The organism is Labrys sp. Lb11, assembly GCF_057554225.1.
In genome coordinates, this window is record NZ_BAAJOT010000002.1 from 614,636 (window position 1) to 627,237 (window position 12,602).

The following is a 12,602-nucleotide window of genomic DNA, read 5'->3' on the forward strand; positions in this document are numbered from 1 at the left end:
TCGCCGCGGCGAGGTTCCGCTGATGCCGGCTCCCGTGCAACGCGTCCGCCGCCTCGCCTTCCGGGGCGGCATCCTCGCCGAGGGGATCCGCGCGGTCCCCGAGGAGACGGCGCTTGCCCTGGTCTATGACGGCGGCTCCCATGCGGTGATGATGGGCAGCCCGACCGACCTGGAGGATTTCGCCGCCGGCTTCTCGCTGACCGAGGGCGTGATCGGCGCCCTCGACGACATCGAGGATTTCGAGGCCGTCGAGCATGACAACGGCATCGAGCTTCGCCTCTGGCTGAAGGACTCCCGGGCCAAGGCTCTCGCCGGCCGCCGCCGGCGCATCGCCGGCCCCACCGGTTGCGGCCTGTGCGGCATCGACAGCCTGACCGAGGCGACGCGCACGCCGCGTGGCGTCGCGGCGGACGTCCGCTTCACCCCGGCCGACATCGAGACCGCCCTGGCGGCGCTCGCCCCGGCCCAGAGCCTCAACCACGAGACCCGGGCGGTGCACGCCGCCGCCTTCTGGACCCGCGCCAACGGCCTCGTCGCCGTGCGCGAGGACGTCGGCCGCCACAACGCCCTCGACAAGCTCGTCGGCGCGCTCGCCCGGTCCGACACGGACACGGCGCAGGGCCTTGTGCTGCTGACCAGCCGCGTCTCGGTGGAGATGGTGCAGAAGACCGCCGTGGCCGGCGCCTCCGTCATCATCGCCGTGTCCGCGCCGACGGCCCTCGCCATCCGCACCGCCGAGGCCGCGGGCATCACCCTGGTCGGCATCGCCCGCGGCGACGGCTTCGAGATCTTCACCCACCCCGACCGCATCGCTCCGGAGTCCCTGTCCCATGTCGCCTGACAAGCTCGTGATGATGGCGAACCAGATCGGCAAGTTCTTCGCCTCCCAAGGGCAGACGCAGGCCGTGCCTGGCATCGCCGAGCACATCCGCAAGTTCTGGGAACCGCGCATGCGCAACGCCATCTTCGCCCACCTCGACGCCGGCGGCGCGGGCCTCGACCCGCTGGTGCGCCAGGCGCTGGAAACCCTGCGGGTCAAGGCCGCCTAGGGCCTGCACTGGCTCGGCTTCCCGGCCCATTCGCTTGCGAGCGAGGGATCGCCGGCGACATCGCACCGGGGCATCGGGGCTTGCCGCGCCTTCCGATAGGACACCCGCCAGCCCAGCGTCTTGGCGCGCGGCGGGACAGCCATCACACCATCCCACCTGCCGCTCATAGCAGCCATTCCCTGCAGAAGCTTGCCCTGCCGGCCGCGGCCGCCTATTTACGCGCCATCGGCTAGCTGCCAGGCAGCGCGCGGGAGCGGCTCGAGCGAGCGCTCCGTCGTTTTTGCGCCCTGGCGTCTTTTCCAGGATCGGACACCCATGGCCCGCAAGAAATCCAAGCCGCTCGACAGCGCGTTCGTGCTGTTCGACGTCATCTATGAGGACGATTCCCGCCGTTCCAACCGGCGCGTTCCCGGCGAGATCGTCCGCGACCTCGACGGCGACGCCAAGGTGCTGCAGTTCCTCATCGATCAGGACCGCGACATCGCCGAGAAGTCCGGCCGTCCCAGCATCCCGATCAAGCGCCTGGTGCGTTCCAACGCCTGATTGCGCTCCGGGCCGCCGGCACCCTTGCCGAAGGCCCGGCATATTGCTAAGGAAGCGCCCGTTCCGGGTTGCCCCATGATCCCGCGGTCATGGGGCGTTGTCCGTTTTGGAGAGGCGCAGGCGCCCTCCGAGCCGGCCCCCGGACGAGCAATGGAAAGACGTTCCTGCCTTGCGGGCCTTGCGCCGGCCGGCTCCGCCGCCTGAAGACCAGGGGCGCGCCGTCGCGGGTTGCCTCCTCGAAGAGGAGCCCCCGTGCCGTGCGGCTGGAGCGATGATCAACACCAACCAGCCGGCGCCAGGAAACCTGTATGTCCGCACACGCTGACGCACTGCGCGAAGATTTCGCCGCAATGCTGGACGAGTCCTTCGGCACCGCCGACGCCGCCGAGGGCTCCGTCATCAAGGGCACCGTCGTCGCCATCGAGAAGGACCTCGCCGTCATCGACGTGGGCCTGAAGACCGAAGGCCGCGTCGCCCTCAAGGAATTCAATGGCCCCGGCCGTGAGAACGGCATCAAGGTCGGTGACATCGTCGAGGTCTATCTCGAGCGCATCGAGAATGCTCTCGGCGAGGCCGTGATCTCGCGCGACAAGGCCCGCCGCGAGGAGAGCTGGGTCAAGCTGGAGAAGTCGTTCGAGGCCAACGAGAAGGTCGAGGGCGTCATCTTCAACCAGGTCAAGGGCGGCTTCACCGTCGACCTCGACGGCGCCGTGGCCTTCCTGCCGCGCTCCCAGGTGGACATCCGCCCGGTCCGCGACGTCGGCCCGCTGATGAACATCCCGCAGCCCTTCCAGATCCTGAAGATGGACCGGCGCCGCGGCAACATCGTCGTCTCCCGCCGCACCGTGCTGGAGGAAAGCCGCGCCGAGCAGCGTCACGAGATCGTCCAGAACCTCGAAGAGGGCCAGACGGTCGACGGCGTGGTCAAGAACATCACCGACTACGGTGCGTTCGTCGACCTCGGCGGCATCGACGGCCTGCTGCATGTCACCGACATCGCCTGGCGCCGCGTCAACCACCCGACCGAGCTTCTGACCATCGGCCAGCAGGTCAAGGTCAAGATCATCAAGATCAACCACGAGACGCACCGCATCTCGCTGGGCATGAAGCAGCTCCAGGCCGATCCGTGGCTGGGCATCGAGGCGAAGTACCCGATCCAGGCCCAGTTCAAGGGCCGCGTCACCAACATCACCGACTACGGCGCCTTCGTGGAGCTGGAGCCGGGCATCGAAGGCCTCATCCACGTCTCCGAGATGTCGTGGACCAAGAAGAACGTCCACCCCGGCAAGATCGTCTCGACCTCGCAGGAAGTGGAAGTGCAGATCCTCGAGGTCGATCCGATCAAGCGGCGCATCTCTCTGGGCCTGAAGCAGACCCTGAGCAATCCGTGGAGCGACTTCGCCGAGGCCCATCCCACCGGCAGCGTCGTCGAGGGCGAGGTCAAGAACAAGACCGAGTTCGGCCTGTTCATCGGCCTGGACGGCGACGTGGACGGCATGGTCCATCTCTCCGACCTCGACTGGAACCGTCCGGGCGAGCAGGTCATCGACGAGTTCAAGAAGGGCGACCTTGTCAAGGCCGTCGTTCTCGACGTCGATATCGAGAAGGAGCGCATCTCGCTGGGCATCAAGCAGCTGGCGGGTGATCCCTTCGTCGACGCCGGCGAGCTGAAGAAGAACCAGGTCGTCACCTGCGAGGTGGTCGAGGTCAAGGAAGGCGGCATCGACGTCAAGATCGCCGGCACCGACCTGACCGCCTTCATCCGCCGCGGCGATCTGGCCCGCGACCGCGCCGACCAGCGCCCCGAGCGCTTCGCCCCCGGCGAGAAGGTCGACGCCCGCGTCATCCAGTTCGACCGCAAGGCCCGCAAGGTCCAGGTCTCGATCAAGGCGCTGGAAATGGCCGAGGAGAAGGAAGCGATCGCCCAGTACGGCTCGTCCGACGCCGGCGCTTCGCTCGGCGACATCCTCGGCGCGGCGCTGCGCGCCCGCAACGAGAAGAAGTAAGGGACAGCGGGCGGAGCCGATCCCGCGGATTGGCTCCGCCGTCTCCCCAACGAAAACCCGCGCCGGGCGACCGGCGCGGGTTTTTGCTTGATGGGAAGGCGCCGAGACCTCCTCTCCTCCCGGGAGAGGGGTTTTGCGCTTCGTTCGGTCAGGCCGCTTCCTGGATGGCGGACAGCTTCCAGTCCGAGCCGCGGTCGCGCACGAAGGTCCACACCTCGGTGGCCTCCGTCGGACGGTCGGCGTTGCCCGCGACGACACGGCCCGAGCGGTCGCGCACCGCGTCGATGCTCTGATAGCGCATGGCGACCGTCGCATACTCCGCCTGGCCCTCGCGCCAGGCTTCGGCCAGGTCGCCCTGCAGCAGCTTCACGTCGGCGACCTCGTTGGTCAGGCCGCGGGCGGCATTGTCGTCGAGCTCCTGGTTGAAATAAGCGCTGACCTCGGCAGTGCTGCGCACCGCCAGGGCGGCGCGGTCCTGGTGGCCATAGGCCGTCTGGATCTCGCCGAGCAGGCGCTCGAACGTATCGAGGTCGCGCTGGCCGATACCGATCTCGTCCTTCGGCTTGCGGGTGGCCGGCGCCGGCGCCGCCATGCCGAACAGGCCGCCGCCGAGGCCCGACGGCCGGTTGCCGGCGCCGGCTTCGGGGGCGACGCGATAGGACGAGCCGGCCATGGCCGGGTTCGCCTGGCGGCGGGCGGCCAGGAACCGCATCACCAGCATGGCGGCGAGCGCGATCAGGCCGACCTGCAGCATGAGGCCGAGGACGCCGGCGAGGCCGCCGAAGCCTTGGCCGAACAGGAGGCCGATCAGGCCGCCGATCACCAGGCCGCGCATCAGGCCGCCGCCGAGCAGGCTCGGCCGGGGCACGGCCTGCGGCGCCGCCGTCGGGGCGGATGGAGCCGCGGCGGGCGGACGTGGCGTCGTGCTCTGGTCGATCGGTGCGGCGGTTCGAGGAGCCGTCGGCGTCGGCGGCGGCGCCGAGTAGGTGCGGGCGCCGCGGCTGCCGAAGCCGCCGGCGGCGCGGCGGGCGTCGGCGTCGTCGATGGCGACCGCGCTCGCCGCGAAGAAGACGGCGAGTGCCGCCGCCAGGGACCGGAACTTGGTCACGAGAGTCATTGCCTCCGGGGAAGGGACGGGTCTTATTGCAGGCATATGGGGAGCCTGTCGATCTTTTGCAGCACCGGCGCTCGGCGGTGCTATGGTGCCAGCACCCTGGCCAGCGCCGCGTCCAGCATCGCCGCCGGCAGCTCCATCAGCGCCGGCACGGCCGTCCAGACCAGGGCGGCCCGCACGGCATGGGCGGGATAGAGCCGCGCGAGCAGGGCACGGTAGAGCGCCAGCTGCGCCACCGCGTCCGCCGGGGCTTCGGCCAGCGTCGCCGGCGGGTCGCGGCTGGTCTTGAAGTCGACGATCAGCACCGCCCCGGCCCCGATCCACAGCCGGTCGATCCGGCCGGACACGGCGAAATCCGGTCCGTGCGGCCGCTGCAGGCAGCCGGTGATCGGCACTTCCGCCCGCCCGCCCGGAGCGAACAGCGGCGCAAAGGCCGGATCGCCGAGAATGCCGGTGATCTCCGCCACCAGCGCGTCGTGCTCCGCCGCCGCCTCGGGCGCGGCCTGCGCCAGGAAGCGGCGGGCGGCCGCGGTCCGCTCGGCCGGCGCGATCTCGGGCAGGGATTGCAGGAGACGATGCGCCAGCCGGCCGCGATCGGCCGCGAAACTGCCGCCGCCGCGCTCGCGCAAGGCAGCGACCGCAACCGCATCCCTCTCGGCCGGCGCCGTCTCCGAAGGAAACAGCGTCAGCGCCGCCGGCCGCGGCGGCGGTGCCGCCATGCGCAGCCAGGCCGGCTCGGGTCCCGGCTCCGGCGCGGCCGGCGCCGTGGCGGAGGCGACGGCGGAACGCGGCACGCGCTCCCAGACCAGCCGCGCCCCCTCGCCGCCGGGCATCGGCTCCTCCCGGGCTCCGCCGGCCCGCAGGCTCCCGGCGATCATGTCGTACCAGTTGCCGGGCCGGCGTCGGGCCTTGCCCTCGAAGCCGGCGACGACCAGCCTCTCCTCGGCACGGGTCATCGCCACGTAGAGCAGGCGGCGGTGCTCCCCTTCGGCAGCGGCGCGCAGCCGCGCCCGCTCCTCCGCCACCAGCGGCGGGTCGGCTGCGGTCTTCGGGGACCAGGCAAAGAGCGGCACGCCCTGGGGCGAAGCCGGGTCGGGCGGGAAGAACAATTTCGGATCGTGCCGGCCGGAAGGAGTGCCGCAGGTGTCGGCCAGCACCACCACCTTCGCCTCCAGCCCCTTGGCGCCGTGCACGGTCATGACGCGCACCTCGTCGCGCGCCACGTCCATGTCGCGCTTGACCTGCGCATCGGCCGCGGCAAGCCAGGCCAGGAAGCCCTGCAGGCTCGGCGTCTCCGCTCGCTCGTAGTTGGCGGCCGCGTTGAGGAATTCGTCGAGCGCATCCACCGCCTCCGGTCCGAGCCGCGCCAGGATGGCCCGGCGGCCGCCGTCGCGGGCCAGCAGGTCGGTGAAGAAGGCGGTCGGCGACTTGAAGGCGGCCTCGTCGGCCCAGGCGGCGAGACGGCGATGCGCGGTGCGGCAGGCGGCATCCTGCTCGGCCGCCGCCGTCAGCGCCGACCAGAGCGAACCGGCACGGCCCGGCGCGAGGCGGATCAGCGCCTCGTCGTCCAGCCCGACCAGCGGCGTCTTCAGGAGCGCCGCCAGGGTGAGGTCGTCCTGCGGCGCCAGCACGAAGCGCGCCAGGGCGATCAGGTCCATCACGGCGATATGGTCGGTCAGCACCAGCCGGTCGGCGCCGGCGACCGGCACGCGCTGCAGCTTGAGCTCGCGGATCACCGCTTCGAACACGGCGTTGCGGCTGCGCACCAGCACCATCATGTCGCCGGCCCGGTAGCGCGCGCCGGTGGCCGGGTCGCCCTCGTCGATCAGGCGCCTGATCTCGCGCGCCACCCGCCGCGCCACCTTGACGGCCGGGCTCGACTGCGGCGTCTCGTCGAAGGGGGCGTCCCAGGCCTCGATCTCCGGCGCCGCGTCCGGCACCTCCACCGGCCAGACCTCGACCCGCCCCGGCTCCTCGCCGCGGACGGTGGGATGCTCGGTCGCCGTGTCGTCGAAGGACAGGCCCCGGCGGTTGGCGACATCGGCGAACACCGCATCGACCGCCTCCAGCACGTCGCGGGTCGAGCGGAAGGAATGGGTGAGGTCGATCTCCTCGAACGTCAGCTCGGCCTGGCGGAAGCGGCCGCCGAACTTGCGGCGCATCCGGGCGAAGGCATCCGGCGCCGCCCCCTGGAAGGAGTAGATCGACTGCTTCTCGTCACCCACCGCGAACAGCGTGCGCTGCAGGGCGCGGGCGCCCGCGCCGGTGGTGAACTCGCCCGCCAGCAGCTCGACGATCTGCCACTGCTCGGGACTGGTGTCCTGCGCCTCGTCGACCAGGATATGGTCGATGCCCTGGTCGAGCTTGTAGAGCACCCAGTCCGCGCCGGCCCGCTGCAGCAGCGTCAGCGTCCGCGCCACCAGGTCGTCGAAGTCGAGCCCCGCACGCCGGCGCTTGCCGGCCTCGTAGCCGTCGATCAGGCCCTGCGCCAGCACCAGCAGCGCCTCCGACCGCTCGACGCAGGCCGCGGCGCGGCGGCGCGGGGCCAGGGCGGCGACGCGCTCCTGCTCGGCGTCGAGCCGTTCGGCCAGGGCCGGCAGGCGCTTGCGTCCGTCCTGGGTCAGCAGCACCGCGCGCGGGGCCTCTTCCTTCGTCAGAAAGATGCCGGCATAGGCGTCGAGACGCTCGCCCGCATCGGCCGCGGCGAAGGCGGCCTCGAACGCTGCCGCCATGCCCAGCTGCGTCTTGCCGCCGACGGCCCGGAGCTCGGCGGCGATGGCGCGCCACTCGGCGGCCGGCAGGCCTTCCTCGAGGATGCGCTGCCCGATAGCCGCGACGGTTTCCGTCTCGGCAAGGCCCAGCGCCTGGCGCAGCCGGCCGGCGGCGCCGGCGGCCGAGCGGTGCCTGCGCAGGATGGCGCGCAGCACCTCGCGCTCGCCGGTCAGCTCGAGCACGAGCCGGTCGAAGGCCTCCGCCCCAGCCTCCGCCACCACCCGCGCCATCGCCCGGCCGAGCTCGCCTTCGGGCGCGAGGTTGGCCTCGACCAGCATGGCCGCGCGCGACCCGTTCAGGAGTTCGGCCGCGCCGCGATCGTCGAGCACCGAGAACTGGGCCGGCACGTTCGCCTCGAAGGGGAAGAGGTGCAGCACGCGCTCGCAGAAGGCATGGATGGTCAGGAGCTTGAGGCCGCCGGGCGTCTCCACCGCGCTCGCGAACAGGCGCCGCGCCCGCGCCAGGCCGGCGGCGTCGGGTGTCCGCCCCTCGATCGCGGCGATCTCGCGACCCAGATCGGCGTCGGGCAGGCGCGCCCAGCGGCCGAGGTCGCGGAAGATGCGGTTCTGCATGTTGGCGGCCGCGGCCTTGGTGAAGGTCAGGCACAGGATGCGCGAGGGCGCCGCCCCGGCCAGCAGCAGCCGCACCACCCGCCGCGTCAGCACCGTGGTCTTGCCCGAGCCGGCATTGGCCGAAACCCAGGCCGAGACGCCGGGATCGGAGGCGCGGCGCTGGCGCTCGATCGTGAGCGGCGGGATCCGGCGGCTCACTCCCCGTCCTCCCCCTCGCCGGCCAGCGACCATTCGCGCACCCGCGCCAAATGGTCGTAGTCGCCCACGAAGCGCTTGCGGAACATCGGGTGCAGGCGGGAAGCATAGGGCGTCGCCGGATTCTCGAAGCGGTCGATCAAGCCCTTCAGCCGGGCGAGAGAACGTGCGGCGCCCTCCTCCAGGGTCTCGTCCTCGAATTCGATCGGTCGCTCGCGCCCGCCTTCCTGGTCGCCGGCCAGCCGCACGATCGAGAGGCCGGCCAGCGGCCCGGCGGCAGCCGTCGCAAAGCCGCCGCCCATCAGGATCGCCGCCTCCAGGGCGAGCTGCGGCGCCAGGCCCGTCTGCACCTGCTTGCTGGTCGGCGGCTGCCCGGTCTTGAAGTCGACGATGCCCTGGCCGCCGTCGCGCCAGGCTTCGATCCGGTCGGCCCGCGCCTTCAGGGTGAAGATGCGCCCGGCCACCGTGCTCCAGGACACCCGGCCCGATATCTCGGAATAGACGTCGGCGAGCCGGTCGCGCCGCTCCCGCTCCCAGCGGATCAGGAAGGCGGCGATGCGCTGGAAGCGCGGGCGCCAGAAGGCCTGGACATCGGGATACTCGGTCAGCCCGGCGAACAGGCGCGCCTCGATCGCCTGCAGCTGCGCTTCGGCATCCGCCGGCACGCCGGCCGCGCAAAGCGCCGAGAATTCGGCGACGGCCTCGTGGATCAGCGTGCCGCGGTCGGCGGCGCCTGGCGGCGTGGCGATGTCGTCGAGCGGCTCGAGGCCGAGGATATGGCGGGCGTAGACGGCGTAGGGGTCGCGCACCAGCGTCTCGACCTGCGTCACCGACAGGGACGAAGGACGCAGCGCCAGCGGCGGCCGCGGCTCAGGCGCGCGCAGCGCCGGCAGCGCCTGGCGCGGCGCGTCCAGCCGGCCGGCGAGGTCGCGCCAGACCGCACCGCGCCGGACGATCGCCGCATGGATGTCGGGCCGGGCGGCGGCGAGACGCTGCAGCCAGCGGGCGGCGACACTCGGTGCGCCGCCGCGCTTCAGGGCCCGCGTCACGATCACGTCGTCGGCGCCGAAGGCCTGCTCGAAATCGTGCGCGGTGAGGCCGATGCGCTTCTCCGGCGCGGGAAGGCCGATCGCCGCCCGCATCGGCCGGTTGAGCCAGGGATCCGCCCGCACGTCGGGCGGCCAGACGCCTTCGTCCAGGCCGCCGAGGATCAGGCGGTCGAACGGGATCAGGCGCGCTTCCAGGAGGCCGAAAATGGCGACGTCGGGATGGCGGGGCTCGCCGCCGCGCACCGAGCGGCCGGCTGCCAGCGCGGCGAACAGGCCGGGATACTCCGCCACCGGCAGGTCGAGCGCCTCGGGCGGCACCGCCGCAAGCTCGGCGAAGAAGCCCGCGAGGGCCTCGCCGGCGTCCAGGCCGTAAAGTTGGGTCGAACCCGCCGCCGCAGCCTCGACGGCGGCGACATGGGCTCGGAACAGGAGAGCGGCCGGCGCCGCGCCCGCCTGGTGCAACGCCGCGCGCAATGGCGCGACGGCGGCGTCCAGGGCATCCAGCAGAGCCCCGGCTGCGGCCCAGTCGGCCCGATCCAGCAACCGGCGCGGACGCGGCACATGCGGCCCGCCGGCGCCGGCATGGCCGAGCGCCAGCGCCTGTCTCAGGCCGGCGATGCCGGGCGGCGGCTGCGGGCCGCGCAGCGCGCCGGTCTCCAGTGCCAGAGTGGCGCGGCGCACGGCTGCGCGGCCGAGGCCGAATGTGGCGAAGGGATGCTTCAGCAGCGCCAGCACGGGCACCGCTGCGAAGTCGGACAGGGCCGCGTCCAGGACCAGCCGGGCAAAGACCCCGGGCGGCGTCGCGATCAGCGGGCGGCCGGCGCTGTCGTCGGCCTCGATGCCCCAGCGGCCGAGCTCCGCCGCCACCCGTGCGGCGAGGGCCCTGTCGGGCGTGATCAGCGCAGCGCGGCGCCCCGGCGTCTCCAGCGTCTCGCGCAGGGCAAGCGCGATGGCCGACGCCTCCTCCGCCTCGTTCGCCGCCTCCACCAGAGCGACGCCGGCGAAGGCGTCCTCGCCGCCGGCGGGACCGGGGTCGGCATTCCCCGCCCACAGATGCGTGGTCTCGGCCGGGCGCAGCGCATCGGACAGGATGCGCTGGCGTTCCGCCTTGGCCGGTGCGAGCCGGCCGAGAACCGTCACCAGCGCCCGCTCCGCCGCCATCGCCGCCAGCAGCGCCTTGAGGCCGGCCTGCGGATGGCCCGGCGCGCCGTCGCCATCGGTGATGGCCCGCCAGGAGGCCTCGTCCAGGTCGCAATCGAGTCCCGGCAGCACCACCGCCCCCTGCGGGTTTACGGCGACGGCCCGCATCAGGTCGCGCGTCGCCGGGATCGAGCCGGTCGAGCCGGCGACGATCACCGGTCCGGCCGCGCCTTCCGAGAAGCGCCGGACTTCCGCCTCCAGCAGCAGGTTGCGCCGCACATTCGCGTCGATGCGCCCCTGCTGCGCGACATGGGCGGGCCATTGCGCCGTGACGATTTCCAGGAAGCGGATGGTCAGGTCCCAGTAGCGGTCGTAGCGGCCCTGGTGCTCGGTGGTGAGCGTCTCCAGCGCCTCGGCCGGCACGCGCTCGATGGTCATGCCGTCGATGAAGCGGCCAAGCTCCACGGCCAGAGCCGCCGCGTCGCCCGAGGAGGAGGGGATCAGCAGCGGCTCGTCCTCGCCGGCGACAGGCAGCAGCGCGCCGCGCAGGCTCCGGCTCCAGGCCAGGATCAACCGGGTGAGCGCGATCTGGCGCTCCAGGCCGCTGATCGGCTCGGGCAGGGTGAGAGGCTCGGCGCCGGCGTCGAAGGCGGCATCGGCCTCGTCGACTTCGCCCAGGGCGAGCAGGCGCGGCAGCAACGCCGCCTCCCCGCCGAGCTTTTCCAGGAACACCGCGCGCAGCGCCCGGATCGAGCGCCGCGTCGGCAGGAACAGGGTGGCGGAGGCCAGCGCCAGCGGGTCGCCGCGCGGCGCAAAGCCCGGCACCAGCACGCCGTCGAGCAGGGCGTCGACCAGCGTCGCGAGGAACGGCGCGCCGGGCGGGATCGTGAAGAGGTTCGGCCTGCGTACCACGTTCTACTGCCCGAGCACGGCCTCGCCGAGGCGCAGCGGCGCCGTCAGGATGGTGCCGGCGGTGTCGACCACGAAGGTGCCGGTGCGCGAGATCGGGTTGCCGCGCTGCACCATGGCGTCGCGTCGCACCACCTGCTGCAGCGACGGCAGGATGCCGAGGAACTTGCTGTGGCGCATCGAGTCCGCGCTGGCCTGGTCCGACAGGTCGATCACCCTGAGGCCGTAATGCCTGATCGCGGCCTGGGCCTGCGGCGTGTCGACCAGCACGTTGCCGACGCGCGGCACGTCGCCGGCGAGGCGCTGCGAGGCCGCCAGCGCCCGATCGTCGCTGGAGACGGCGATGGTGATGGGCTCGTTGAGCTTGCCGATCACGTCGAGCTGGGTCCGGAACACATCGACGTCGATGTCGGGCGACATCAGCAGCACCTCCCCGAGCTTGGCCATGAACGGCGAGTTGCCGCGCAGCCGGGCCTGGCGCAGCGTTTCCACGGCCAGCCAATTGCCCATGCTGTGGGCGAGGATATGGATACGCTTCACCCCCGGCGTGCGGGCGAGGTCGTTGAGGAAGAGCTCCAGGAAGTCGCGGGAATAGGTCGTGCTCTCACGGTCGGCGACATAGCCGGTCAGGGTGCCGAGCGAGGGCCAGGCGAAGGCCACCATGCGGCCGGGAAAGCCGCTGTCCTTGGTGAGCTGCGCCACCCGGAACACCGCCTCCTGGTAGTTGGTGTTGTAGCCGTGCACGAACACCACCACGTCGCCGTGATAGGGCCGGCCGTCGGAGCGGCGGGCGGTCAGATCGGCGGAGAAGCTCGCCTTGTCGAGGCGCTGGGCCTCCGTCACCACGAAATTGCGGGCGGGGTCGCCGGGCGGCCGGCTCGGCCATTCGATGAGGCCGGTCTGGTGGTTCGGCGGGATGGAAATCACGTAGCGCTCATAGTTGAGCGCCGACGCCCGGCGATCGGTGAAGGCGAACTGGTCGGTGGTCGAGCGCTCGCGCGTGGTGACGACCAGGACGGAGACCGGCGTGCCGATGGTCGTCGGCGCCACCGGATGCAGCATCAGGCTGCCCGGCCGCTCGCCGCAGGCGGCGAGGCCCGCCGCCAGCAGCGCCACGGCGACAAGGCGCAATCCCATACGAAATGCCACGACCATGGTGCAGTTGCGCCCCCGGACCAGGCGCGCAATCTATCGGGCAGCCTCCGCCCTGGGAACCCCGGGCCGCGCATAACCGGAGGGGGTGGCAGCCATGC

The 12,602-nt window shown here is 72.2% G+C and carries 8 protein-coding genes; 4 read left to right on the top strand and 4 right to left on the bottom strand.

Annotation, left to right across the window (positions count from 1 at the left end):
* Nucleotides 1–22: 22 nt before the first annotated feature.
* The 4 genes from fdhD (at nt 23) to rpsA (ending at nt 3,598) form a co-directional block, all read left to right on the top strand.
* Nucleotides 23–841 (top strand): formate dehydrogenase accessory sulfurtransferase FdhD, encoded by an 819-nt coding sequence (fdhD, locus tag AC27L4_RS08020; protein WP_487141559.1) that lies wholly within the window; start codon nt 23–25, stop codon nt 839–841.
* Nucleotides 831–1,049: a formate dehydrogenase subunit delta gene (locus AC27L4_RS08025; protein WP_487141560.1), complete on the top strand. Its 219-nt coding sequence runs from the start codon at nt 831–833 to the stop codon at nt 1,047–1,049. The genes fdhD and AC27L4_RS08025 overlap by 11 nt, the downstream gene beginning before the upstream one ends.
* Before the next feature lie 315 nt (nt 1,050–1,364).
* A complete protein-coding gene (locus AC27L4_RS08030) occupies nt 1,365–1,592 on the top strand; it encodes a hypothetical protein (protein ID WP_487141561.1) in 228 nt (75 codons plus the stop codon).
* 308 nt (nt 1,593–1,900) lie between these two features.
* Nucleotides 1,901–3,598: a 30S ribosomal protein S1 gene (rpsA, locus tag AC27L4_RS08035; protein ID WP_487141562.1), complete on the top strand. Its 1,698-nt coding sequence runs from the start codon at nt 1,901–1,903 to the stop codon at nt 3,596–3,598.
* Between the two features lie 148 nt (nt 3,599–3,746).
* On the opposite strand, the gene AC27L4_RS08040 is transcribed toward rpsA, so the two are convergent.
* The 4 genes from AC27L4_RS08040 to AC27L4_RS08055 form a co-directional block, all read right to left on the bottom strand.
* A complete protein-coding gene (locus tag AC27L4_RS08040; RefSeq protein WP_487141563.1) occupies nt 3,747–4,715 on the bottom strand; it encodes a Tim44 domain-containing protein in 969 nt (322 codons plus the stop codon).
* Between the two features lie 80 nt (nt 4,716–4,795).
* On the bottom strand, nt 4,796–8,254 hold the full coding sequence (addA, locus tag AC27L4_RS08045; RefSeq protein WP_487141564.1) for a double-strand break repair helicase AddA: 3,459 nt from the start codon (nt 8,252–8,254) through the stop codon (nt 4,796–4,798).
* On the bottom strand, nt 8,251–11,352 hold the full coding sequence (gene addB / locus AC27L4_RS08050; protein WP_487141565.1) for a double-strand break repair protein AddB: 3,102 nt from the start codon (nt 11,350–11,352) through the stop codon (nt 8,251–8,253). The genes addA and addB overlap by 4 nt, the downstream gene beginning before the upstream one ends.
* A 3-nt stretch (nt 11,353–11,355) precedes the next feature.
* Complete coding sequence (locus tag AC27L4_RS08055; protein WP_487141566.1) at nt 11,356–12,486, bottom strand: alpha/beta hydrolase; 1,131 nt, start codon at nt 12,484–12,486, stop codon at nt 11,356–11,358.
* Nucleotides 12,487–12,602: the final 116 nt, after the last annotated feature.